The sequence below is a fragment of the Polyangium jinanense genome (genome assembly GCF_028435365.1).
The window spans coordinates 48,192-73,102 of the sequence record NZ_JAGTJJ010000027.1 but is presented as its reverse complement, the minus strand read 5'-3'; the positions used below and the strand labels follow the sequence as shown (position 1 = coordinate 73,102).

Genomic DNA, 24,911 nt, shown 5'->3' with positions numbered 1-24,911 from the left:
GCTTCTTTACTTTGGGCTCGCTGCGTGATGTAACGTCGAGGCGAGTGAGAGAGCCCTCTCCACGTGTCGGTTTGGACCGACGTCTGGGGACCGCGCCACGGAAGCGAGATGTTGGAAGGAGACCAGATCACTCCCAAGATGCGGCTCTCGAGGCACCTCGGGCAGGAGGGCAAATCCCAGGTTTGGGTCGCCGAGCACGTGGGCTTCGGCAAGGATGTCGCCGTCAAGCTCATGGGGCGCGCCTTGTCGCGCAACTCCTCGCCCCTCCACCGCTTCCAGCGCGAGGCGGACGTCGCGACGCGGCAGATCAAGAGCCCGCACGTCGCGCAGATCCTCGAGCACGGCCTCACGCGCACGGGCATGCCCTACCTCGTGATGGAGCTGCTCCAAGGGGAAGACCTCGGCAGCCGCATCGCGAAGACCGGCCCGATGTCCCCCAAAGACGCCGTGCGCCTCGTCGCGCAGCTCGCCAAGGGCCTCGGCAAGGCGCATCTCCTCGGCCTCGTCCACCGGAACCTGAAGCCCGGCAACATCTTCCTCACCGAGGGCGAGAACGGCGATTTCGAGGCCAAGGTTCTGGACCTCGGCCTCTCGGTCCGCGCGGGCATCTCCTCGATGGGCCGGACCACGAGCGACGCGACGCACATGATCTCGCCCGAGTTCATGAGCCCGGAGCAGATCTTCGGCCAGAAGGACGTCGATTTCCGCGCCGACCTCTGGGCTCTCGCGGTCCTCGCGTATTTCGCGCTCAGCGGCCGCGTCCCCTTCAGCGGCGCGAACCTCGAGGGCTTCGGCAACGCCATCGAAGAGGGCCGGTTCGAGCCGGTCACCACGCTCGTGCCCGGCCTCCCGAGCGCCGTCGACTCCTTCTTCGCCAAGGCCCTTCAGCGCGATCCCACCGCGCGCTACTCCGCGGCCAAGGAGGTCGCCGACGAGTTCGAGCGCGCGCTTGGCGTCGAGGCCGAGGAGCGCACGAGCCGCACCTCGTTCCCGCTCGTCACGAATCGCAGCTCGTCGCCGGGATCGCGGCCGTTCGGATCGAGCACGACCACGGGCTCGATGCGCCGGCCCAAGCTTTCCTCGCTCAAGGAGATCTCCGATCGCATCCCGGCCGAGGTCCGGGATGCGGCGTTGCGCCCGCCGGAGGTCCTGCCCGTCACGGTTGCGCCGGACGAATCCCGCAAGAGCTCGGCGCTCCTGATCGTCCTGCTCGCCCTGCTCGGGATCGGGACCATCGTGGCCGGGCTGTCGCTCCTCTCGGGCGACACCTCGCCGCCCCCGCGCACGGCGCCGACCGCGCATCCCTGAACGGCCGTTACCGGATCTCGTACCGCGACGAACCGCGTTTTCCCACGGGCAGCGCGTTCACGAGCCGGATCATCGTCCAGACCGTGCCGGCGATCTTCCGGAGCTTCGACTGCCCCACGCGCTCCTGGTAGTCGATGGGCATCTCCACAACCCGGTAGCCGCATTTCGCCGGGAAAAGCAGCGTGTCGATGGGCAGCGCGTCGCCTTCGCCGTCGAAATCGAACGCGCGCACCATGCTCGATCGATACGCCCGCATGCCGCTGTGCACGTCGCAGGTCGGGATGCCGTGCATCAGGTGCGCGAGGGCCGCGAACGAGCGGTTCGCCAGGTAGTTCGGCAGCGGCATGGCCGCGGGCCGCGTGCGCGTGCGGGCGCAGTTCACCACGTCCACACCCTCTTCCTCGACGAGCTTGCGCAGCACCGGGATGTACTCGGCCGGGTACGTGAAGTCGCAGTCGAGGTAGATCAAGAGATCGCTCTCGACCGCGGCGCTGTACATGAGCAGCTCCATCGCCGGCCCGTGCCCGCGCGGCGGGATTTGCCTGAGCACGCGCGCCCCGAGCCTTGCTGCGATCTCGGGCGTCCGGTCCGTCGAGCTGTCGACGCAGAGGATCTTGGCGTCGGGCGCGACCTTGCGGATCTCGCCCATCATCGCCTCGATGCTGTCCTCCTCGTTCATCGTCAACATGCCGACGGTCAGGCTGAGCTTGCGCGCCTTCGGCGGCTTGCGGGCGACGTACACGTTCTGGAAGGACAAAAGCTCCGGCGCGCGCGCCGCCACCACGTCCTCCACCGGGCGCACGAGCCCCTGGTAGAGCTTGTACGGCAAGGACTTGCGCAGGCTCTCCGGATCGGGATTCCCGCCCGGCGCGATCGCCCGTTGCGTGGAGAGCACCACGTCCTTCGCGGCGCGCACGAGCATCGGGTTCTGCTCCATCCGCAGCACCTCGAGCCCCGCGCGCTCCAGCATCTGCCGGCCCGTCTCGCGCGTGAAGAAGCGCAGGTGCGAGTCGTCGAGGATCCCGCTCTGCGTGTACTCGAACTTCCCGGCGAGCAGGCCCAGCCGCACCGTCCACGCCGCCACGTTCGGCAACGACACGATCACGTGCCCCCCGTCCTCCAGGTACGGGAGCAACCTCCGGATCACCGCGATCGGATCGGTGACGTGCTCCAGCATGTCGGCGAAGAGGAGGAGGTCGAAACTCCGGCCGGCGAGGCCCTTCTTCACGGCCTCGTCGCTGGTCACGTCGAGGGCGAGCACCTCGTCGAGCCGCGCCTTGGCTCGCTCGATCGAGGCCGGGACGATCTCGATCCCGGTCACGTGCGCTCCGCGCTTCTTCGCGGCCTCGCCGTTCAGGCCCACCCCGCAGCCCACGTCGAGCACCCGGCGCGGCCGGCCGATGGCGTCCACGAGCGCCATGTTCTGCTCCTCGACGACGTACTTCGTGTTCGTCGCGCCCTCGGCGGGGGAAGTGCCGTTTGCCGTCACGGCGGGGCTACTTAGCACGGCTCGCCCAGGCCGCGTTGAACTCGCGGATCGTCTCGTCGGTCTTCGGGTTGTGCAGCATCTTCCGCAGGATGGCCGGCGGCACCGTCACTACGTGCGCCCCGTGCGCGAGCGCCTCGTTCACGTCGAGGATGTGCCGGATCGACCCCACGATGATCTTCGCCCCGAGGTTTTCCCTGTCGAGCTGCGCCCGCGTCTCCGCGATGACGGGCCGCACGTCGTAGCCCATGTCCCGCACCCGACCGCTGAAGATCGACACGTACGTCCCGCCTGCGAGCGCCGCCAGGTAGGCCTGGTTGAAGCTCATGATGCACGTCACGTTCGTCTCGATGCCCTGCGACGCGAGCGCGTGCGTCACGCGCAGGCCCGCCTCGCCGAACGGCACCTTGATGACGATCCGGCCTGGCGCCCACGTGTGGTAGCGGTGGGCCTCTTCCATCATCGCGCCCTCGGACTCGCTCACGAGCTCGACGGAGACCGGGCCCTTCGAGGCGGCGACGACCTCGCGGATGCGCTGCTCGAGGTCCACCGCCCCGGCTTCCCGCGCGAGGATGAGCGGGTTCGTCGTGACCCCGGCGATCACCCCCCACGCGAAGATGTCCTTGATCTCCTTGGGATCCGAGCTGTCGAGAAAGAGCATGTACACTCCGAGCTGCGCGCCCGGCGGGCGCCGGGGGCCGCGGAGCATAGATCAGCCCGGCGCCGTGGCGAGCAGATCTCTGAGGCGCCGGGCGAGCTCGTCGAAGCGGCTCGCCGACGCGTCCGGCCGGATGAGCGGGATGTCGTCAAAACCCCCGCGCACCGGGCACATTTCGCAGCGCCCCCACTCGAACAAAAGCCCCGCGCGAAGCCCCGCCCCGCGCGCCGCCAGCACGTCCACCGCCGCGTCGCCGACCATCCACGAGCGTGCCGGATCGAGCCTGAGCTCCTCCACGAGCGAGAGCAGCATCCCCGGCTTCGGCTTGCGGCACGCGCAGTCCGTGGCGAGCGAGGGATCCCCGCCCGGCCCTCCTTCCGGGTGATGCAGGCAGGCGCGCACCGCCTCGATGCGGATGCCCTCGCGGGCGAGCGTGTCGACGAGCGCCTGGTTCGTGCGGGTGATGGCGCTCTCGGGGATCTGGCCCTTCGCCGCGCCTGGCTGGTTCGTGGCCATGGCCAGGACGAACCCCGCGTCTTGCAGGAGAGCGAGCCCTTGCACGACGCCGGGCAGGAAGCGGACGTGATCGGGGTGGAAGGCGCTCACCACGGCGCCGAGCTCGGGGTCGCGGACGAAGTCGATGAGCGTCCCGTCGCGGTCGAGGATCACGCCGGGGCGCGCGGGCCCGTTCATGCCTCGGCCACCATCTGCCGCAGCCGCTCGCAGATCAGGTGGTGATAGACCTCGTGGAACCCCTCGACGTGCGGCGTCGACGTGTGCCCGCCCGAGGTCCGCGGGACGATGATCGACGCGTCGGCCATCTGCCGGAGCGCGCCGCCGTCGTAGCCCACGAGCGCGACCACCTTGCCGCCGTGCTTCTTCACGAAGTCGGCCGCGGCGACCAGGTTCTGCGACCAGGGCCCGGCCTTGTCCGCGCCCGAGCCGCCGTGGACGCTCAGGCAAACGAGCACGTCGCCCGGGCCCATCGAGCCGTCGAGCTGCTCGAGAAAAATCCGGTTGAACCCCACGTCGTTCGTGAGCGCGCTGATCAGGGCCGCGTTGTCGCAGAGCGAGCGGCACTTGAAGCGTTTTTTCCCTTCCGCCCAGGTGAACTTCGCGATGTCGCAGGCGAGGTGGCTTGCGTTCGCGGCGCTGCCGCCGTTGCCGCAGGTGTAGATGGTGCGGTCGTTTTTCCAGGCGTCGAAGAGGATGTCGATGACGGCCGTGAGGTCATCTCGGCTCGTGCCGAGGGCGATCTCGGCCGTCTCGCGCAGGTAGGTGTCGACGAAATCGTGGGTGGACGGCATGGGGGAGTCGTTCTAGCGCAGAGCTTGGACCCTGGGGAGGGGCGAGCCGTCCTGGCTTCACAGGTTGATCTGCATCCCGAACTCCACGACGCGCCCCGGCGGTAGCCCGAAGTACGCGGTCGCGGGCCTTGCGTTCCGGGAAATGAAGGCGAAGAGGCCTTTTCGCCATCGCATCATCTTCGACCGCCCCGTGGGCAGGAGCGTCTCGCGGCCGAGGTAATAACTCGTGCGTTTCAGCTCGATGACGAGCCCGTGCGCCTTGCAGGCGAGCAGCACGCTCGGCACGTGGGGCGTCTGCATGAAGCCGTAACGCGCCCGCACCCGATAAAAGCCGTTTCCCTTGTCGATGATGCTGATGCGCTCCTCGGGCGGGATCTCGGGGACGCGCTCGTTCGTCACCGAGAGCAGGACGACCTGCTCGTGGAGGACCTGGTTGTGCTTGAAATGGTGGAGCAGGACGGGCGGCGTCCCGTGCGGGTTCGAGGCCATGAAGACGGCGGTCCCGTGCACGCGGAACGGCTTGATTCGGGCCACGTCGTGCAGAAATTGATCGAGCGGCAGGAGATCGGCCTTGAAGGCCTCGCCGAGGATGCGCCGCCCCGTCTTCCAGGTCGTCATCACCGTGAAGATGCCGAGGGCCATGGCGACGGGGAACCAGCCGCCGTGGAAGAATTTGGCCGCATTTGCCGTGAAAAACGATAGATCGATGATCAGGAAGGTCAGCACCGGCGGCAAGGCCTTCCACAGCGGCCAGCCCCAGCGCCGCGTGACGACCACGAAATACACGACCGTCGTGATGGTCATCGTGGCCGTGACCGCGATGCCGTAGGCCGCTGCGAGCGCGCTCGACGTCTTGAAGAGCAGGACGAGGAACACACAGGCCACGAGGAGCGCGCGGTTGATCTCGGGGATGTAGATCTGCCCTTCGGTGTGCTTCGACGTATGCACGATCGTCACACGCGGAAAATACCCGAGCTGGACCGCCTGCTGCGTCAGCGAGAACGCCCCGGAAATCAAGGCCTGCGATGCGACGATCGTGGCCGCGGTGGCGATGGCGATCGTCGGATAGAGGGCCCAGGAGGGGACGAGGGCGTAAAAGGGATTCGCCGCGCCTTCGGGGTGCTGGAGCAAAAACGCACCCTGCCCAAAATAATTGAGCAGGAGCGCGGGCCAGACGACGGCGAACCAGACCCTTCGGATCGGCCCGCGGCCGAAATGGCCCATGTCCGCGTAAAGCGCCTCGCAACCCGTGATGCAGAGGACCACGGCGCCGAGCAGCAAAAAACCGTGGCCTCGGTGCTCCAGGAAAAAATGGACGCCATACCGGGGGTCCACGGCGGCGAGCACGCTCCGATTGACGAGGATCCAGCGAAGCCCGAGGGTCGCGATGGTCAAAAACCAGACGAGCGTGACGATCCCGAAGACATTGCCGATGTTCCCCGTGCCCCGCTTCTGCACGAGGAAAAGCCCGATCAGAATGGCGACCGTGAGCGGCACGATGAGGGGCTTCAGCGGGTGATACGCGACCTCGAGCCCCTCCATGGCCGAGAGCACCGAGATGGCCGGCGTGATGACGCCCTCGCCATAAAGTAGCGACGCTCCGAGCAGGACGAGCAGGACGAGCGGCCCCGTCCCTGGCCCTTTCCGCGGCGGCACGAGCGCGAGCAATGCCATCGTCCCGCCCGATCCATGGTTGTCGGCTTTCAGGATGAACCCGAGGTATTTGACCGACACCACCATCAGGAGCGTCCAGAACACGAGCGAGAGAATCCCGAGGATGTTCTCCGGCGTGGGCTCGACCCGGTGCGAGGCGGCCGGGCTGAAGCATTCCTTGATGGCGTAAAGCGGGCTCGTGCCGATATCACCGAAGACGATGCCGAGCGCGCCGAGGAGCAGAGCCGCGCGGGGGGCATGGGCCACGTGCGCGCCGGGCTGAGCAGCCCTCGAGAGTTCGTCTGTCATCGTGGCCAGTAGGTAAGGCCATCGGAGCGGAGAGGCGAGCGAGCGATGGACGGGAATGACGCGGACGTATGCCCGTCACGGATTGGATGTGTCCTCGACGGGCCCCCTACATCCAAGCCCCCGCTCCCGCCTCCGCTCCCGCTGCACCAAATACCTCGAATGCGGCCCCGTGCGGCCAGGGGAAAAGATGGCGGACGAAGCTCAACTCGATCGGTCCCCCGGTGGGCCTCTGCGGCTCGGGGCCTTTCTCCGATCGAGCGGCGAGCGGATCCTCCGTGAATGGGTCGACCGCGTCCGCGCCTTGCCAGCCGCGCAGGCATTGCCAGACGGCCTCTTGCGGGATCACCTCCCGCACATCCTCGAAGCGCTCGCCTGTGCCCTCGACCCAAACGGGCACGCGGGCTGCCCCAAGCAAGAACGCGCCCCGGACATTCACGCCCTCGCGCGGCTCGAAGTGGGGTTCGATCTGCGGGAGGTGGTGACCGAATATGCCATACTCCGCCGCTGCGTCCTCGAGCTCTGGGCCGAGGAGGCCGGGGATCTCGCGCCCATCTGCGACGTCCTGGCCTTCGATCGGGCCATCGACGAGGCGGCCTTTGCGGCCGTCGCGACATACACCGCCGCGCGCGAGCGGACCCTGCGCGCGCTCGACGCCATGTCCAACGCGGCGCTGAACAGCCAGGGCATCCAGAATTTTCTCCAGAGCTTCCTCGTCGCATTGCGTGAAACTTCGCCGGTCGTCGATTCCGCCGCGATTTACGTGGTCGAGGGGGAGGACCTCGTCGTCCGCGCGGCCCTGGGTCCTGCGCAGGAGGCGTCGCTGGGGACGCGGGTCGCTCGCGGCGAATGCCTGGCGGGCCGCGCCCTGCTCGCGGCAGCTCCGATCGACAGCGTCGATACCCGCGGCGATCCGCGCGTGAGCGCGGCGATCGACAAGGAAAAAGTTTGCTCGGCGTACGCGGTCCCGCTCGAGATTGGGGGCTGCGTCGCGGCCGTGATCGTGATCGGAGCCGCGACGGCGCGGGCCCTCTCCGACGAGGATCGGCTCATCGTGCGCACGCTCGCGGCGCGCGCGGCCGCGATCCTGGCGCTCAAGCAGAGCCACGACGAGACCTGCGCCGCCCTCGCCATGCTCGCGACGTTCATGGAATCCTCGCCCCTCGGCCTCGCCTTTCTCGATTCCGATCTGCGCGTCATGCGGGTCAACACGGCCATGGCCGAGCTCCAAAGGAGGCGACTCGAAGAGTATCCGGGGCAGCCTTTTTGCAAATTCGTGCCCCCGCCGATCGTCGAGGAGACCGAAAGGATCCTGAAGCAGGTGGTCGCGACGGGAAAGCCCCTCCTCGGGCGAGAGGTCGTCGCGGAATGGCCGCCTGGCAGCGGCCAGCGGGTGGGATTCAGCAGTTATTTTCCGGTCCGCGGCCCCGACGACACGATCCTCGGCCTCGGCGTCGTCGTGCAGGACATCACCGACCAGAAGGCCGCCGAACAGGCGCTCCGGCAGAGCCAGGTCGCGCTCCTGGAGAGCGAGCAGCGGCTCCGGCTCGTCGTCGACAGCTTGCCGTACCTCATCAACTTCGTCGGCGCGGACGAGCGGTATCGGCTGAACAACAAGGCCTACGAGGTCTGGTTCGGCGAGCCGCCGGCATCGCTCCAGGGAAAACGTGTCGTCGAGGTGATCGGCGAAGAGAATTACCGATGGCTCAAACCGCTCATCGATCGCGCGCTCCGCGGCGAGACGGTCGAGCGCGAATTACCTTTCGTGTTCCGGGGCGGGCGCCGGGGATTCATTCATCTCGTGCTCGTCCCGCAGCTCTCGGCCGAGGGCCGCGTCCTCGGCTACGTATCGCTCGCCACGGACATCTCGGAGCGAAAGCGACGCGAATCGGAGGATCGGAGCCGCCTGGAATTCGAGCAACAGCTCATCGGGATCGTATCGCACGATCTCCGCAATCCGCTCACCGCGATCACGCTCGCAGCCACGGTGCTGCTGCGCCGCGAGGATCTCGACGAGCGCGCCACGAAGACGGCGGCGCGGATCCTATCCTCGGCGGAGCGCGCCATTCGCTTGATCCACGATCTGCTCGATTTCACGGCCGCGCGTCTCGGCCGAGGGATCCCGATCGCGCCCCGTGAAGCCGATTTTCATGCGGTCGTGGCGGGCGTGCTCGACGAGGTGCATGTCGCCTTCCCGGAGCGAGTCTTTCGCGCGGAGCACGTGGGCGATGGTCGGGGTGTCTTCGATACGGACAGGGTCGCGCAGGTGGTCACGAACATCACGAGCAATGCCGTGCAATATGGGACGCCCGGGACGGCGGTGACGGTGCGGACCGAGGGGACGGTGAATGAGCTCGCGCTCGCGGTGCACAACTGGGGGCCCGCGATTCCCGATGCGATCCGGCCGGGTCTGTTCGCGCCGATGCAACGAGGCGACGTGCCAGGGGATCCGCGGGGCCGGAGTGTGGGCCTCGGGCTCTACATTGTGAAAGCGATTGTGGAGGCTCATGGCGGCCGGATCGAGGTGCGCTCGACGGATGAAGAGGGGACGACGTTCGTTGTGTGGATCCCGAGGCGAGCGAAGGTCACAGGGGGGCCGGCTCTTCCGGAGAAAACGTGAGCGTGCGGTCATCGAGCGGGGGCGGGGGCGGAGGCGGAGGCGGGGGCGGAGGCGGAGGCGCGTGCGCGTGCGCTTGCGCGTGCGCGTGCGCGTGCGCTTGAGCGTGCGCTTGAGCGTGCGCTTGCGCGTGTGCGTGCGCTTGGGGAACGGTATGCAGGGGTTCCACTCGGGGACGGCGAGCGTACCGTCGTGCTCGGCCTCTTCAAGGCCAAGCCGTGCTCCCCGTCCTCGCGCTTCGCGCTGCGGGCGGGTCCGCGCGGTGCTGCGCAGCCTTGAAAAGGCCTGCGCGCGACGGTGTGGGACGGGGGTCCCGGCGATTGGGCCGTCGGGCGGAGGAATCATCCATGCTGAAGATCTACGAAGTCGTTTTGGCCATGGCGGGGGACGCGGCAAGCATTGCAGGACAGATTGAGCGAAAGGATTCGGATCTGGCGCGGCAAATGCGTAGGGCCATGCATAGCGTCGCGTTGAACGCGGCAGAAGGCATGGGCAACCACGCCGGAAACAAGCGACAGCGCTACTCCTCCGCACTCGGGTCGGCAAGGGAGGTGCTGGCCTGCGTCCAGGTCGCCCAGGCCATGCGCTATATCGGCAACGTCGACGCAAAGGTCCTCGACCGAATGGACCACGTCATCGCCACCCTCACCCGCCTCGTCTACCGCCGCGCCTCGTAAGAGAAGCCTCTCTCGCCCCTCTCCCGGGACGGGAGAGGGGTTGGGGGTGAGGGACTTTCAGCCCAGGATCACAGCTCCCATTCCAACGCCCCTCGCCCCATTCGCGGCGGATCGTGGGTTCTCCGCCGACGAACCAATCCGCTCTTTTCCAATTGCCTCCGGCCGCAATCCATGAGACAAAGCAAGCGACGCCAGCCGGCGCACCTAACACCGACCGGCGTCTCCCCACAACCCCGACCAAACCGGAGTCATGAGTATGGCTACGATACAGCTCCATTCGCCGCCGGCAAACTTTACGGCGGCGCACGCCCTGCTTGGGCGCCTTTACCTGGAACACCGCGATTTCCTGCGCCGCCTTCTTCTTGGACAGGCCATCCCTCCCCGCGACGTGGCGACGTGGACGACGTCGTGCAGGAAATCTTCATCACGGCCTGGCGACGCCTCGAATGTCTTGTCACGCCGGAGCAGGCGCGCCCTTGGCTCCTGATGATCGGGCTCAACCGTGCGCGCAATCATCGAAAGCTGGCGCGTTGCGAACGGGAGGTTCTCGCGGGCCTTTCGGATGACTTTCCCGAGCGGGAGGACGAAGCGGAGTCGACGGAGGCGCTCGTGCTGGCGACGTACGGGCTCTTCCGGCTCAAGCGATTCCTCTTGAGGATCGGCCCGCGCATCCGTGCGGTCGTGGTGCCTTACCTGGAAGGCCGTTCGATCCGGGAGATCGCCGAAGCGCTCGGCATTAAGACGAAGACCGCCTACGCCCGCATCTCCCTCGCCCGACGGCACCTGCAAACGCTCGCGCTCGCCTGATCCGCCTGCGCACGCGCAAGCGCACGCGCACGCGCAAGCGCACGCGCCTCCGCCTCCGCCTCCGCCTCCGCGCCTCGCGGAGAGCGGCCATCGCTTGCCCTCTCCTCGGAGCCCAAATGTGCCGCGAGGCTGCAATCGGTGCCGCTCGCATGCGATCGATCTCGAAATCAACTACCGCCTGAGCGCATTGCATGCTCGAATGCACGCATGCGCTACCTTTCCGGTCGACGCTCTCTCTTTCTCCCCGTCGCAACCTGCCTTCTCGCCGTCGCATGCAGCAGCCCCGACGATGACAGGCCGCCGAATACCTCCGACGACGCGGGGACCGAACCTATCGATCCGACACCCGCCGAGAACCTCGCCCTCGTATGCAAACCGGGCTCCGCTTCGTCCTCGCCGCTCGACATCCCGGCGAATACCCTGACGAAGATCGACGTCGACACGACCGGCATCCGCGGAGACACGCTCATGTTCCTCCACGAGGGCAAGGTGGTCCTCGCCTCGCCCAAGGCCGAGCCCGGCTCCGAGCCGGCGGACGTGATGCGCAGCCCCGTCATGACCTTCGACCTCGCGGCGCGCGCCTGGTCGACGACACCCACGATGTTCGGGGCGTCGTTGTCGGGGGCCATTCAGGCGGCGTTCGCGCCGGACGCCGCGTACGTGTTCACGAAGAAATACGAGACGTCGACGTTGCTCGAAAAGGTCGATCTCGCGACGTTCACGAATACCGCGGTCGGTGATGAGACGTGGAAGGCCGCCGTGACGCCGACGTGGGCGGCGTTTCGCGACTACGGCAGTCCGTTCGGATCCATCGTCGACGCGAATCTCGTGTGGGACTCCGCGCACGCGGAAGTGTTGCTTCTCGGCGGACAGGCGCCCGGCGCAGCCCTTGGGACGTTCGGGAGCTTTACGTTTGATCCCAAGGCCAACACCTGGCGGGCGTCGCCACGAGGCACGGACATCGCGCGCAGCCTTTTTACCGATCTGGAAACGACCTCGAACAAGCTCCGGCTCGTCGTCGCGCGCGCCCGCGCCGCGTGGCATCGCGGTTTGCCGCCGAGCGATCTCGCCATGTGGGTCCAGACCGACGTCGTCCCGGCGTGGCAGGGGCTCGACGCCGAGCTCAAAGGGCTGAAGGACCGCGTGGCCGCGCTCGGTGGCAAGTCCGGGCTCGATGAGCAAAGCATCACGATGGGCAAGACCAGATTCGACGAAGCTGTCACGGCCTATACGGCCGGCACGGAGGCGCTCGCCGGCGCGCTCGCCGGCGAGACGCTCACCGCGCTCGATCGTGTCGCCCTCAAGGTTCGAGAAGCCGCATGGGCCCTCGCCCCCGAGCCGCCTCCGCGCTTGGCTGCCTCCGTCGCCGTGTTGCCGGATTGCAGCGGCCTCGTCCTTTTTGGTGGAACCCACGGGGATTTCGCGACGGCCGACACCTGGATCTACGACTTCGCCTCCCAGCGATACCGGCAGCTTTGGCCCGAGCGCTCGCCGAGCCCGCGCCAGGGCGCCCGCTTCATCGGCATGACGGGCGGTCGCGCGCTGCTCGTCGGGGGCAACACGTTCCGCCGGAAGATCGAACCACAAAACCCGGACGAGAAGCTCCCGACCGAGGCGTGGCTCTTCGACGCGACGACAATGCAGTGGTCCTTCGTCGCGAGCGTGCCCGCGGAGGAGGAGGCGTCCATGATGCGCATCGTCGGCGCGACGCACGTCGGAGGCGATACGATGCTCGCGGTCGCGAACGGCGGTTCGGAGTACCCGAGTTTGCAGCGATCGAGCACGTGGGCGCTCCGCCTCGATCCGAATACGCTCGACGCAGAAGCCACGGCCACGAAAGGCGTCGACCCCGGCACCTCGTTCTCACGCGCCGAAGCCGCGAGCGGTTGGTCGCCGGCGTGGTACGACGAAGCGCCGCGTGATCCGGAAGGCACGTTCGGCGCGTGGATCGACGGATTGCCCGAGAACGTCTGGACGGCGCTGCCGACCGTGGAGCGCCCCAATACCTCACGTTCCTGGGGCAGCACGATTTTCGACGAGAAGAATCATCAGCTCCTGCACTGGACCGGCGGCCACCAGTCCGACCCGACGAATACCGTGCAACATCTCCACCTCGAGACCGGCCGCTACAGCATCGGGCACGTCGCGGAGGCCCTGTCCATCGGCAATACGTTCAGCGGGCGCCCCGACTGCAACAACCACACGTACAACGCGGTCGCGCTCGATCCCGTGTCCGGTCTGCTCATCGCGCCGCACCGCGCAGGCACGCACGTGTATGATCCTGCGCTCGGAGACTGGGTCGATTTCGTTCCGACGCAGCCCTTCGGCTACGACCTCTACTCCGTCAAGACGGCATCAACCCCCGTCGGCGTCGTGGCGTGGACGGGGGGTCCGTCGGCCGGCGGATTCTTCGGAAAATTCGTCGCCGACAAGCACGCGTGGGAAGCTCTTCCGGTCATGGGCACCTTTGCCTCCCTGGTCGGTGGTGACGAGAGTGGAATGGTCTACGACTCGAAGCGCAATCGCATGCTCATGTTCGCCGCGCAGGGATACGAGGACGCCGGCGGGCAGGTCTGGGCCTACGACTTCGCTTCCGCGAACGCGACGGCGCTCGAGCCGACGAACCGCGCCTTCATCGACAACAGCCCCTCGTCACAAGCCCTCAACCGTGTTCGCGAGATGGTCTACATCGAGGCCCTGGATCTCGTGCTCTTCGTGCAGATGTGGGTCGACAACCAGCAGGTTGGCTACGACGTCGCGAACAATCGCTGGGTGAAGACGAGCCTCGCGCGGCACGCGAGCCAGCAGTTCGGCAGCGTCGACTGCGGCATCGCCTTCGATGCGACGCGCAGTCGACTCTATTCGCTCTGCAACTACGCCGAGAATTTCGTGATGCGCGCGGTCCCCGCGAACATCACCACGACGCCGCTCTGAGGGGGGCGCTCGAGTACTCAGAAGTGAGCGTTCGCGTCTTCAGCTGCCGCGGTGGAGGCGTTCGATGATCGCCTCCGCCCGCGCGAGCGCATCGCCGTAGGCGTTCGGCGGAAGAGCGCCGTCGATTTTCCAACGCGGTGCGCTGCCGCGAGCGCGGTCGGCCTTCTTCTTCACTCCACGACCGCCGGCCGAGGCCGCGTCGCACATCGCATTCCAGTGCTGAAGGCTCTCGGCCATGAAGAAGAAGCCCTCTTCGTGCGAGTAGTAGAGGACGACGGCGTCGTCGTCCGGAGCCTCGAGGAAGACGAGCACGCCGACGTAGTCGCCATCCGATCCGGCGATGGGGAAGAACGGCGCGTCGAATCGGGAGCCGACGAGTTCGTCCCAGTCAGGATCGGCGCTCAGCCAATCGAAGTTCGACATGTCGAGCGACGTGTTGCCCTTGGGCGTCAGCGCTTCCCCGTACTCGGCGAAGAAGTCCTCCGAACGTTCGCCCTGGGGGTTCTGCAGCGCGGCCGCGAGCGACGGAGAGACCGCGGCGACCGCATCGAGCGGTCGTGGCAGCACGCTCAATGCGTCGCGCTTCGCAGATTCGCGCGCCTCGTTGGCCGCGCGTTCTTGGCGTACGAGCTCGGGCTCGGGGATGTCGATCATGTGCTCGAGTCGGTAGTAGAGCCGTGCCTGCTCTTTCGCATCGCCGATCTCGGCGAAGTGATCGAACCATTCGCGAAGCGCGCCCCGCGCCTCCTCGATGAGCGCACTCGGATCCTCGAACGCGTCGGGCGTCGTCTTCATGCCGAACAAGAGCGTCCGGTCCCCGTGGAAGAAGCTGCGTAACGCAAGCAGGTCGTCGATGGCGGTGATCGTCCGCGACGGCGGGCGAGCCTCTTCGATCATCCGCATCGCCCAGCTTTGCATTTTCTCTTTTGAGATGGCCACGCGGAGAATGTCCCACCGCAACGGCCATCGTGCACTCGCGATGGTGGAAATCCGTCGTGGAGGATCCTTGGGGCCACCGCGCCGGGGCGCTGCCCCGGCCCCCGCGGGGCCCGGGGCAGCGCCCCGGCGTGGCGGCAGGAATCAGCGGACGATCACGCGCACCGGAGAGCCGGGCAGACCTTGCAGCCCCACCCGCACCGGCTTCTTGGACACGAGTTCGAAGCTGTAGCGCCGCAGCAGCGTCCCCAGGACCAGCTTCATCTCGTACAGCGCAAAGGCGGCCCCGATGCAGCGCCGATTCCCGCCGCCAAACGGCAGGAATTCGAAGGGGGAATAGGTTCGCTCCAGGAATCGCTCGGGACGAAACACCGCAGACTCCGGAAATACCTTGGGATCGTGGTGGGCCCAGATGATTTGCGCGAACACGCCTGAGCCCGCCGGCAAGTCGTAGCCCGCGATCTGCATCGGCGCATTCAATTTGCGTCCCACCCCCGGGCTGGGCGGGCGCAGGCGCAGCGTCTCGTTGATCACCGCTTCCAGATACGGCGCCTTGGCCAGCGCCTCGGGATCCGGATCCGCGCCCAGCGCCGTAAGCTCGTCCTGCAGCCGGCGCAACACGGCGGGCGCGTTTCCGAGAAAATAGAGCACCCAGGTGAGCGCGCCCGCGGTCGTGGTGTGCCCCGCGAAGAGCAGCGTGTGCAGCTGCTCGAAGATTTGCAGGTCGCTCAGCGCCGTCCCGTCTTCCTGGCGGGCTTCCAGGAGCAGACTCAGGATATCGGTGCGCTCGGCGGGCTCGGCGCGGCGGCGGGCGAGCTCCGGATCGAGGAAGCTGCGCAGGTCCTGGGTCGCGCGCACCCTGCGCGCCCACGGGCCGAAGCCCCCGAACTCCCGGCGCAGCCAGGGAATCATGAGGGTGATGTTCAGGCCCAAGGAGAAGCTCTCGCGCAGCGCCTCGAGCAGCTTCTCGAGGCGCGCCACTTCCGCCGGTGCAGTGACTCCGAACACGAGGTGGATGATCGTCTGCAGCGAGATCTTGTGCATGAGGTCCTGCGCCACGATCTCTCGGCCCGGCCTGAGGTCCCGGGAGTGCTGCAGGCTGAGGTCGCAGATCTGCTTCCCATAGAGGCGCATGCGCTGCCCGTGAAATGGCGGCATGAGCAGCTTGCGCATGGCCGTGTGCCGCGCGCCCGAGAGCACGAACAGCGACGACTCTCCCATCGCCGCGGTGAAGCTCTCGGCCAGCATCTGATCGAGGGCCTCCGGCGGCACCGCGAACACGGAGCGCAGACCCTCCACGCTGCCGGTGGCCAGCACCGGTTTGCCGTTCATCTTCGGGCACGACATCGGATCGCCGTAGCGCTCCCGCAAGCGCAGCGTGTAGCCGATCGGGTCCATGATCCCCTGTATGTTCACCAGGATGTTGTTGGTGGGGCCTTTGGGCAAAGTGGTCATGGGGCGCGTCCCTTCCAAAGTCGCCAGCGAAACGGTAGGGTAGAATCGGGGGATAGGACACCCGAACGGTTCCACAGCTGTCAAGCCTTTTGTGACCCGGTCCCCTTCGAGTTGACGTAATCGGCTTTCAGCGCGTTTCCTACGTAAGAGCCGCAGCGCGCCGGCACTGAGAGCGTCACGGCGACAGGACCGGCAGGACGATCGCCGAGGGCGCCTCGCGCGAGCGCGCGATCGTCTGGGTGGCGGCCACGTAATCGGACTCCTTCGCCGCAAAGATGCTGTCCACGTAGCGCTGCGGATTGCGATCAATGACCGGGAACCAGGTGCTCTGCACCTGCACCATGATCCGGTGCCCCTTGCGGAACGTGTGGGCGCGGGTTTGCAGGTCGATGGCATAACGCAGCACCTTGCCGGGCGGGATGGGCGCGGGCTTGGCGAAGCTGTCGCGGAAGCGCCCGCGCAGGACCCTGCTCGCGACCATGAGCTGATAGCCGCGCATGTCGGCGTCCGGCTCGGCGGGTTTTTCACCGTCCGCCTGCGGCTCGGGCGGAGGCATTGGATCGCCCTCCGGGTAGACGTCGATGAGCTTCACGATCCAGTCGCTGTCCGTGCCCGACGTCGACGCGAAAAGCTCGGCGACGATATCGCCGGCCACCGTGAGATCCGCGTCGAGCGGGCCCGTCGAGAAGCTCAGCACATCGGGCCGATGATCGACGAAGCGCTGGTCCTCTACCATCCACGTCCGCCACTGGCTGCCCGTGAGGAGCGGCTGGATCGGGCGAGGGACAAAGGGCACCGGGTTCTGCGGATCGGAGACGTAGCTGTCGGCGGCGCCCCGGCCCGTCTCCGTGGGCGGCTCGAACGACAAGGCCCGGCCCGCGCGCAGGTAGAGCTTTTTCTTGGTGACGCCGGCCTCGGGCGGCCAGCGATCGAAGGTGCGCCAGCGGTTCGTGCCGGTCTCGAAGATCGTCGCCTCGGGCTGGTCCTCGGTGGGTTTGTCGTGGAGCCAGTGGGCGAGCCAGGGGACCACGATTTTGTCCCGGTAATGCACGCCGGTGTCGCTGCCGAAATCCACGGGTCCGAGCTTGCGCCCGGGGCTGCCCCATCCGCCGTGGTTCCAGGGGCCCACGACGAGGTGGTTCTTGCGCGCGGCGTCGCTCTTCTCCAGCGTCGCGTAGATGCCGAAGGGCCCGTAAAAATCCTCCTGATCCCACCAGCCCGCGACGTTGAGGATGGGGATCGTCGCCTTGCGCAGGTGCGACACGATCGCGCGCCGCTCGAGGAACGCGTCCAGGTTCGGGTGCGCGACGAAATCGTTCCAGGTCGGCATCTTGCCGTGGAAATGGCGCGCGTCGACGTTGGCGAGCGGCCCGAGGTCGAGGAAAAAATCGTAGAGATCGGAGCGGCCGTACGAGAAGACCGTGTTCGCCTCCTTGCTCGTCTCCATCCTGGCGACGTACTCGAAGCCGTAGGCCAGCCGGAATGCGCCGTTGTGGCGGAAGTCGTCGCCGGTGAACTCGTCGGCGGGAGAGGCCTCCTCGACGATCACTCGCAATGCGGGGTGCGGCTCGAGCAGGGCCATGGTGGCCGTCCAGGCGCCGTACGAGGTGCCCATCATCCCCACGCGGCCATTGTTGCCGGGCACGTTCTTCACGAACCATTCGATGGAGTCGTGCGCGTCGGTGGCGTCGTCCACGCCGCGCGGGTCGGCCGGGTCGTGCGGCGGCGGGGTGATGACGAACGTCCCCTCGGAGCCGAAGCGCCCGCGGCAGTTCTGGGCCGCGATGATGTAGCCGTCCGCGCGGAGCGCGTCTACCCCGGGGTTTTCCAGGTCAGAGGCGTCCTCGGGGATGCCATAAGGCGAGCGAATGAAGAGCACGGGCAATGGCTTCTTCGCGTCGACGGGCGAGAAGATCACCGTCTCGAGCTTCACCCCGTCACGCATGGGGACCATCGCCTTCGTCATCGTGAAAGCGGGGCGCCTGGGCGCAGGCGCGGGCGCGGGGTTGTCGGCCCGGGCGGGCGTGGGGGGGTTTTCCGCGGGCTTCGCGCTGGAGGGTGGATTCGCGCTCGCGCACGCGAGGGCGAGGAGCGGGGCGAGGAGGGGGGCGGCCTGGCGCTCGGGCGGAGTGTAGCATGCCACAGGCATCCACCTCGCTCGTGGGGCTACGCAGGCGGCGTCGGCCCTCAAGCCTCCTTCGGCCGACGGATCGCGAGCACGATCCCCACCACGAGGAGCACCGCGAAGATCAAGAGGAACGCCATGTTGAACACGATGCAGCTTTCGTTGATCGTCGAGAGCGGCGTGAACTCGGCGAGGAAGCGGCCCGCGTCGAGCTTGCTTTCGCTCTCGAAGTCGAGCCCGCGCGCGGCGAACTCGGACGGCGGCTTTTCGAGCTGGTCTTCGGCCGCCGGGATATCGATCACCTCGCCGGTCTTGAGGTTCACCGCCTCGTTGAACGGCTGCGGGTAATCCGTGTAGACCCAGTCGCCTTTGCGGTACTGCGCGCCGTTCATGACCGTTCCGGCCGACTCGTTCACTCCGCAAAGAGGGCAGAAGGGAAACGTGCCCCGTCGGTACTTCGTGATGCTGACGCCGTACTTGTCGACACGGAAGGCGCGACCATCGTCGATCTGCAGGAGCGCGAAGTCGTGCTGACGCTCGAACGACATCGACGCGCCATGGGCGCGCACGCCTCCGGCGCCGAGCCAGTAGTAGATGCTGACGATGATCCAGAGGCCCGCTGTTGCTCCCGCGACCGCCCGGAACCACTTCGGAATACGCTGTGCCGACATCGGCGCGACCATAGACGGGGCCGTTCGGTTCGACAAGCCGTGTGCGCGCCGCTGACTCGCGTCTGCCACCGAGTCGACCGTCCCATTGTCGCTAGAAGGGGGCGTCTTCGGGCGATCTGTTCACTCCCGAGCGGGTCGGTCTTGATCGCCGAGACCGCTTTGCGCTTCCAACCGCGGCTCACAGGGCGTCGGGGGTGCCCATGACGCGGCGCTCGAGGAAGACGAGGCCGATGCCCCAGACGAGGTAGAGCGCGACCGCGGTAAAGAACTGCCAGGGCGCGCCGTCGAAGTGGCGCTGCACCACCATCACGAAGCCGACGACGGGCGGGGCGACGAGGAGCGGCAGGAAGATGCCGTAGTAGAAGCCGTAGACGCGGCGGCTACGCGGGCGGTCGACGGGGAGGCGCTCGCCGGTCTGGATCGTGGCGGTCTGCCAGGTGAGGACGAAGGGCAGGCCGCGCTGCTTCTCGGGGCCGAGGAAGCGCAGGCGCTCGCGACGGACCGGCGCGACCGGCAGGAAGGCGACGGTCAGCCACAAGGTCATGGTCAGGGCGCCGCCGGGGCCGCGGTGGTGCGGGTCGAGGTAGCGCAGGCCGAAGCCGTTGAAGCTGAGGGCGCTCTCGAAGAGGCCGGGATTGGCGAGGGCGAAGCGCTCGAGGAAGCCGCGGGTCTCGGTGGTCTCGTTGCGCGGCGGGCGGGTCCGGCGCCAGGCCTGGAAGAGGCGGAGCGCGCCGAAAGACGAGAGGGCGATGAGCACGACCAGGCCGATGCTCACCGGCAGAGCGGTATCGTCGACGACCAGCCTGCCGGCCGCGTACTCGACGGCGAGGCCGACGGCGGCGAAGCACAGCGGGAAGGTGACGAAGAGGGCGATGACGAGGCTCGCGAAGAGGCGCCACATGGGCGCACGGTACTCGATGAACCCACCCGGCGGCAGGCCGGTCTTAGCCGCGCGGACCGCTTGCGTCGCGCGGCGCCGTCGCGAGCTTCGTGCCGCAGAACGGGCAGAACGCGATCGCGGGGCCATACGTCCGCTGATAACCCCCCATGCCGGACGAGCCCTGCTCGAGATCGGCGAGCCAGAAGCCCGTTGCATCCTCGCGCACGAATCCGTAGTTGCGTGCGTCGGCAAAGGCTTTGCACGAGCATCCCGTCACGACCTTCGTCACCGTCTCACCTCTCAGCTCGGCCATATCACGACGAGGATGCCTTCGTCGACGGCGGTTTGAATGGCCCGCGCTGGCGCCGCGAGCACGCACGCGTCTTGCGAGCCGGTCGGAAGCTCGACGAAGCGTAGGTCCGACCCGCGCGCCTCGCACAGCGTGTTCAGGAGCCCCAGCACCGGCTCCACCGTGATCCAATCCGTGGTGTTGCCGGCGATGATCTCGTAGGTGCAATCCGGCAAGAACGCGCGCAGCCTGTACGCGTCGCGCAACTGATCGGGGTCGTTTACCGGTCGATACGCGTCCTCGTCGTCGTCCTCGTCGTCGTCATCGTCATCGAAGAACTCATGGTGTGGCACCTCCTCGAAGAGGACGTCGTCGAGCACCGGCGACACGAGTCGCGCCAAGCGAGCGAGCACGCGGTCGTAGTGATTCGGGTACTCGTCGGTCTCCTTCGCGAAGAGGGCTGTACGCGAGCCGAGGACGTTTTCGATCGTGACCGCACGAAGCTCCCCGTCGGTGAGCTCGGGGAGAAGCCCGACGTTGTGCGCGTAGCGCGCAAGCGCGCCGGGCTCGGGAAACTTCACGAGCGGCGCGACGAGCGGGGCCATCCGAGGGTCTTCCACCATCTCGGCGATGGCGACCGCGTACGCGCGATCGAGCTCCGCGAGCTGCTCGAGCGCGTGAAAGCGGACGTAGTATTGCTCGGTCTCGTCCGTGACCGCGACCGTGAGAGCGGCGAGCACGTCCCCGCGAAGCTCGGGGTGAGCCGCGAGCACCTCACGCGCGCCATCTCTCAGCTCACGCACCGCGAGGAACGGATTCGCGAGCAGCGCGCGCCGCGCATCGTCGGGCTCCGGCTCGGAGGGCTCGGTGCGTGCGCCTTGCCCCGCACCGCACCGCGCAGCATACGTCTGTCGTGCTTCGTCGTCGACGACGGCCGACGCGAAGAGTGCGTCGAGCGTGAGCGAAGCGCATCGCGGATCGGAGGCGATCGTTCGAGCCAGCGCCGCGCGCGCCGCGCGGGGAATGGACTCGTCGGCAAGGCAGCTCTCTAGCCAAGAGACGATCTTCGGCCCGATCGAATCGTCGCAAAGCAAAGCGCACACGCGATACCCATAGGCCGTGCCGGCATCGCTGCCTTCCGCTTCTGGCACACGCGAGAGGGCGCGCGTCACGTCATCGAGGACCGCCACGTCCCCCCGACGCAGACGATACGCGACGAGCCCCTGCGGCGCGTGCTGCGACGAGTAGTGATCGATCGCGGGGCCCACGCAGGCCAGCGGGAGACCGAGACGCGGCGAGCGGCCGGGGATGGGCGAAACGGCCGCAAACACGAAGGGTTCGCCGTCGATGCATTCGAGCGGAGTGCGTGGCGTCTCGTCAGTTGAATCCATCGGTTCTCTCGTCGGTTCGCTCACGAACGGCTCGTCTGCACGAAACTACCATCTGTGGCCAAATTTCGGAGTTCGGATGTTAGGTCAACGCTGACGGCGGGGTGATTTTGCTTGCTTCGGCTACCCCGTCAGCAGGACGCAGAACCATCGGGTTACGACGGCTGAAGGCCTCCGGAATCCGAAGCGGAAGCGGAAGCGGGAGCGGGAGCGGAAGCGGCAAGCGCCCCCGCCCTCTACCTCTTCAACCTGGCCTTGTTCAGGTTGCCGACTTCTTCCGCGGCCCGTTGGCCATAGAAGTTTACCACCGTTTGCAGCTCGGCGGCCAGGTCGGGCATTCGTTCCCCCATGGACGACAGCACGCCGGAGCAGGCGCGTCCGTGGCTCGTGGTGATCGGGCTCAACCATGCGCGCAATCATCGAAAGCTTTCGATTCCTCGAGAAGGTGGGGGCGCGCGTTCGAGCCGTGATGATTCCGTACCTGGAGGGGCGTTCCATCCAGGAGATCGCCGAATCGCTCGGGCTGAAGACGAAGACCGTTCACGGTCGCCTGCGCCTCGCCCGGGAGCGCTTGAAGGCGTTGTCGCTCGCGTGACATCGGCTCCCGTTCCCTCTTCCGGCAGCGGAACCGGGGAAAAAGAAGCGTTTCGACCCGTCTTCGCCAGATATCGGTTTCCCGATCCGGCGTTCGACCCTTCCTCGACGAAAAAACGGTTCCCTGAATCGCTTCGCGACGCGTCTTTTGTGCGGAAGGCCTCTCCCAAATTTGCCGCGGAAGGGTCGCCTGCGAAACGATGGTCTTCCAAATCTCCTTCTGACCCGTCCGCGGCGCGTCGAGGAGAGGCGCGGTCCGGCAAGGAAGGGTCGCGGCGCCGCTGAGCCTTCCGTTTTTTGTAAAGGAAGGGTCGAGCGACAAAAAAACGGAACCGTTTTTTCGGCGAGGAAGGGTCGTCCGGCGGTTCGACCTTCCGATATCGGCGCCAGACGGGTCGGCGTGCGGTTTGGGTGGAAAGTTGCCCCGCGTGCATACTTTCGGTGACCAGGCTCGCATGCGTCGCCCTGGGGCCCTCTTCTTGCTCGCGCTCCTCCTCGTCCTGTGTGTGCCGTCTCTCGTCCGCGCGGAGATCCGCGTCTGTGTGCGGCTCCCGGGGCACCCGAAGATGGACCAGTGGGCCCTGTCGGGGAGCGCGACCGTGATGACCCAGAGCTGGCAGGTCTTCACGGCCAAGACCAACGGCCTCACGACCTTCGCCTATGACCCTTGGGCGCCGCCAGAAAACGTCCGGTTCTTGCCGCCGCCCTACAACAAGCTGCAATGTCCGAAGCCGCCGCCGCGTCCGAAGCCGGCGCCGTCGAAGAGCGCGCCGAAGGACCCGGCCGAGGAGAACAAGGCGGGAGCGGCGCCGGCCGCCGAAGCCTCGGAGTCGCCGAAGCCGGCGCCCCAGGCGGCGAAGGACGAACAGGTGGAGGTCGTGCCGCCGGGCGTGAAGAAGATGCCGGAGCGCCCGCCGGAGAAGCCGCGGCCCGCGCCGCCTCCGCCCGAGGGCGTGCTGTCGAACGAGCCGCTGTTGCCGTCGACGTCGACCTTGCCGAAGAAGGACGATGTGCACCCGCCGAAGTGCGTGGACGAGCATTGCACGCTGGTGGATCGGGGCGGGGCGCTGCCGGAGCGCGTGTTTCGTCCTGGGGCGCCGGTGTCCAGTGTGGCGTCGTGCGAGCAGACGAAGGAGGGATGCAAGGGCAACGGCAAGGGCACGGGCGACGGCGAAGGCGACGGCGAGGAGAAGACCACTGCCGAGCAGCTCGCGGAAGAGCTCGCCTTCCTCGCGGCGATGGTCGACGGGAACTTGAACGAGGACACGAAGCAGGCCGACGGCAAGCGCTCCGGGATCATCGGCGGCCAGAACCCGGACGGCTTCGACAACCCCGTAGCCCAGACCGTCGCGAGCCTCATCGCGCTTTCGGCCGCTGGGAAAGCGGAGGCGAGGGCGTTTTTCAAGAAGCTACGGCAAGCGGCGAAAAACAAGACGCGGCTCGTGCTCACGGAGGCGGATCTCAGTGAGGACATGGCCAAGCTCTTGAGCAACAGCAAGGTCGGGCCGGCGATCGCGGATACGCTGCACAGCCTCGGCGCGATTGGCCCGTACAAGCTCATGGGCAAGTTCACGAAGGGCCGGGGAGGCCAGTGGGAGGCGCACCACATCTTCGAGACGGCGAAGATGAGGGACTTCGGGTTCGACCCGAAGGACGGGCCATGTGTGCTCTTGACGAAGGAGCAGCACATCGCGATAGGGAAGCAACTGAGGGAGGCGACGAAGCGTCTTCCGGAGGATTTGAAGAAATCGGACGTGTGGAAGATGTACCAGAAGGTCTACAAGGACAGTCCGCACTGGCTCAAGGCTATCGAATCGTATTTCGCGGACTGAACGAGCTTGTCGTACTTGCGGGAGGACGGACCAACCAACATGAGAACCAAGGTTCGATTCTTCGAGAACACCGCCGATATCCCAGATCCGAAGCGATCCATTCTGGAACCAGCAGGCTGCGGGCCCGAGGTGGCCGAGGTGACGGACGACGACATTCAGGGCATGCGCTTCGCCTACCTCGTCGTCGAGCTCTATAGCGACGACCCGCGGCTCCCCATCCTGCAAGGGCGCTTCCAGGCGCTCGGCCTCGAGCCGCTCGAGCGTCGCTGGGACGAGTACACCGAGGAGGAGCTCGACGCGGCGCGCCTGCTCATCATGTCGTACGACAACAACGAGACGGTCTTCGGAGGGCCGCGATTGGGCACGACGTACGACATGTCCGAGGCTTGTCCGCGCTGCGGCGCGGGGGCCCGGCAGACGTCGGCGATGTTCATCGACGGCGAAGATTTGCCCAAACTCGAAGGTCGACGCGCGTCCGCGACCTACTACAAAGACATGCTCGTCGACGAGAAGCTCGCCGGCACGCTCGCGGAGAGTGGCCTAACCGGGATCTCCTTCCGCGGCGTCTTTGCCGCCTTCGAGGAGAAGGGCCCCATAGAGCTCCCGTGGCGGCAGATCTGCGCGGCGCACACCTTGCCTCGCATGTCGCCGCGTTCGACCGGGATCGAACCCTACAAGCCGTGCGCTTGCGGGCGGAGCAGCTTCACGAACCCTGCAGAGGTCCCTATGCGCCTCGCCTACCGCGCCACGGACGTCGCCGATATCCGCGACGTGAACGTGACCTGGGAATGGTACGGCGAGGTGAAGTTCAACGGCGACGTGAGCAAAGCCGTGTTCCCCTGTCCCCTGTTCCTCGTCACCCCCAAGGTCCGCCGCATCTTCCTCGATGCAGGCGTCACCGGATTCGACTGGATCCCGATCCGCGTCGAAGAGAGCTAGAAGCGCTCGCGCCGGCGTCCGGGCTCGGCGGAGACGCCATCAGGCCGTA

At 67.1% G+C, this 24,911-nt stretch carries 21 protein-coding genes; 8 read left to right on the top strand and 13 right to left on the bottom strand.

The features are described from left to right. Window positions 1-108 precede the first annotated feature (108 nt). Window positions 109-1,308, top strand: coding sequence for a serine/threonine-protein kinase (locus KEG57_RS32630; RefSeq protein ID WP_272424128.1), 1,200 nt, complete (start codon window positions 109-111; stop codon window positions 1,306-1,308). A 7-nt stretch (window positions 1,309-1,315) separates the two neighbouring features. Here the strand turns inward: KEG57_RS32630 and KEG57_RS32625 are convergent, their stop codons facing one another. Genes KEG57_RS32625 through KEG57_RS32605 form a run of 5 tightly spaced genes read right to left on the bottom strand, consistent with a single transcriptional unit; the run spans window position 1,316 to window position 6,721 of the window. Continuing rightward, window positions 1,316-2,797 (bottom strand): methyltransferase domain-containing protein, encoded by a 1,482-nt coding sequence (locus tag KEG57_RS32625; RefSeq protein WP_272424130.1) that lies wholly within the window; start codon window positions 2,795-2,797, stop codon window positions 1,316-1,318. 7 nt (window positions 2,798-2,804) lie between these two features. Beyond that, entirely contained in the window at window positions 2,805-3,455 is a 651-nt protein-coding gene (locus KEG57_RS32620; protein ID WP_272424132.1) for a transaldolase family protein, read from the bottom strand. Between the two features lie 51 nt (window positions 3,456-3,506). After that, complete coding sequence (locus KEG57_RS32615; RefSeq protein WP_272424133.1) at window positions 3,507-4,145, bottom strand: D-glycero-alpha-D-manno-heptose-1,7-bisphosphate 7-phosphatase; 639 nt, start codon at window positions 4,143-4,145, stop codon at window positions 3,507-3,509. Beyond that, entirely contained in the window at window positions 4,142-4,759 is a 618-nt protein-coding gene (locus KEG57_RS32610) for a D-sedoheptulose-7-phosphate isomerase (protein WP_272424134.1), read from the bottom strand. The genes KEG57_RS32615 and KEG57_RS32610 overlap by 4 nt, the downstream gene beginning before the upstream one ends. Before the next feature lie 57 nt (window positions 4,760-4,816). Next, a complete protein-coding gene (locus tag KEG57_RS32605) occupies window positions 4,817-6,721 on the bottom strand; it encodes a potassium transporter Kup (RefSeq protein ID WP_272424136.1) in 1,905 nt (634 codons plus the stop codon). Between the two features lie 187 nt (window positions 6,722-6,908). Between KEG57_RS32605 and KEG57_RS32600 the strand changes: the two genes are divergently transcribed. The 4 genes from KEG57_RS32600 (at window position 6,909) to KEG57_RS32585 (ending at window position 13,753) form a co-directional block, all read left to right on the top strand. Then, window positions 6,909-9,338 (top strand): PAS domain-containing protein, encoded by a 2,430-nt coding sequence (locus tag KEG57_RS32600; protein WP_272424138.1) that lies wholly within the window; start codon window positions 6,909-6,911, stop codon window positions 9,336-9,338. A gap of 344 nt (window positions 9,339-9,682) precedes the next feature. After that, a complete protein-coding gene (locus KEG57_RS32595) occupies window positions 9,683-10,012 on the top strand; it encodes a four helix bundle protein (RefSeq protein WP_272424139.1) in 330 nt (109 codons plus the stop codon). A gap of 396 nt (window positions 10,013-10,408) precedes the next feature. After that, window positions 10,409-10,819, top strand: a complete 411-nt coding sequence (locus KEG57_RS55785) for an RNA polymerase sigma factor (RefSeq protein ID WP_272424141.1) — start codon at window positions 10,409-10,411, stop codon at window positions 10,817-10,819. A gap of 207 nt (window positions 10,820-11,026) precedes the next feature. Continuing rightward, window positions 11,027-13,753 carry a Kelch repeat-containing protein gene (locus KEG57_RS32585; RefSeq protein ID WP_272459158.1) on the top strand — a complete coding sequence of 909 codons (2,727 nt, stop codon included), beginning with the start codon at window positions 11,027-11,029 and terminating at the stop codon, window positions 13,751-13,753. A gap of 39 nt (window positions 13,754-13,792) precedes the next feature. Here KEG57_RS32585 and KEG57_RS32580 read toward each other — a convergent pair whose 3' ends face one another. The 8 genes from KEG57_RS32580 to KEG57_RS32545 all read right to left on the bottom strand — a co-directional run bounded on the left by KEG57_RS32580 (window position 13,793) and on the right by KEG57_RS32545 (window position 21,901). Further along, window positions 13,793-14,692 carry a hypothetical protein gene (locus KEG57_RS32580; protein ID WP_272424143.1) on the bottom strand — a complete coding sequence of 300 codons (900 nt, stop codon included), beginning with the start codon at window positions 14,690-14,692 and terminating at the stop codon, window positions 13,793-13,795. Between the two features lie 141 nt (window positions 14,693-14,833). Then, window positions 14,834-16,144 carry a cytochrome P450 gene (locus tag KEG57_RS32575; RefSeq protein ID WP_272424144.1) on the bottom strand — a complete coding sequence of 437 codons (1,311 nt, stop codon included), beginning with the start codon at window positions 16,142-16,144 and terminating at the stop codon, window positions 14,834-14,836. A 175-nt stretch (window positions 16,145-16,319) separates the two neighbouring features. Beyond that, window positions 16,320-18,110: a CocE/NonD family hydrolase gene (locus tag KEG57_RS32570; protein ID WP_272459157.1), complete on the bottom strand. Its 1,791-nt coding sequence runs from the start codon at window positions 18,108-18,110 to the stop codon at window positions 16,320-16,322. A 221-nt stretch (window positions 18,111-18,331) separates the two neighbouring features. Further along, window positions 18,332-18,940, bottom strand: a complete 609-nt coding sequence (locus KEG57_RS32565) for a hypothetical protein (RefSeq protein ID WP_272424147.1) — start codon at window positions 18,938-18,940, stop codon at window positions 18,332-18,334. A 178-nt stretch (window positions 18,941-19,118) separates the two neighbouring features. Further along, complete coding sequence (locus KEG57_RS32560; protein ID WP_272424148.1) at window positions 19,119-19,841, bottom strand: hypothetical protein; 723 nt, start codon at window positions 19,839-19,841, stop codon at window positions 19,119-19,121. 43 nt (window positions 19,842-19,884) lie between these two features. Further along, window positions 19,885-20,109 (bottom strand): hypothetical protein, encoded by a 225-nt coding sequence (locus KEG57_RS32555; protein WP_272424150.1) that lies wholly within the window; start codon window positions 20,107-20,109, stop codon window positions 19,885-19,887. 11 nt (window positions 20,110-20,120) lie between these two features. Further along, entirely contained in the window at window positions 20,121-21,500 is a 1,380-nt protein-coding gene (locus tag KEG57_RS32550) for a hypothetical protein (RefSeq protein WP_272424151.1), read from the bottom strand. Between the two features lie 233 nt (window positions 21,501-21,733). After that, on the bottom strand, window positions 21,734-21,901 hold the full coding sequence (locus tag KEG57_RS32545; RefSeq protein WP_272424154.1) for a hypothetical protein: 168 nt from the start codon (window positions 21,899-21,901) through the stop codon (window positions 21,734-21,736). Window positions 21,902-21,903: 2 nt separating this feature from the next. Here KEG57_RS32545 and KEG57_RS32540 point away from each other — a divergent pair, with 2 nt between their 5' ends. The 3 genes from KEG57_RS32540 (at window position 21,904) to KEG57_RS32530 (ending at window position 24,862) form a co-directional block, all read left to right on the top strand. Next, on the top strand, window positions 21,904-22,092 hold the full coding sequence (locus KEG57_RS32540) for a sigma factor-like helix-turn-helix DNA-binding protein (RefSeq protein WP_272424156.1): 189 nt from the start codon (window positions 21,904-21,906) through the stop codon (window positions 22,090-22,092). Between the two features lie 454 nt (window positions 22,093-22,546). Continuing rightward, the gene (locus KEG57_RS32535) at window positions 22,547-23,923 is read left to right on the top strand and encodes a hypothetical protein (protein ID WP_272424159.1); all 1,377 of its coding nucleotides are present in this window, start codon (window positions 22,547-22,549) and stop codon (window positions 23,921-23,923) included. A gap of 39 nt (window positions 23,924-23,962) precedes the next feature. Further along, window positions 23,963-24,862, top strand: a complete 900-nt coding sequence (locus KEG57_RS32530; RefSeq protein WP_272424160.1) for a hypothetical protein — start codon at window positions 23,963-23,965, stop codon at window positions 24,860-24,862. Window positions 24,863-24,911: the final 49 nt, after the last annotated feature.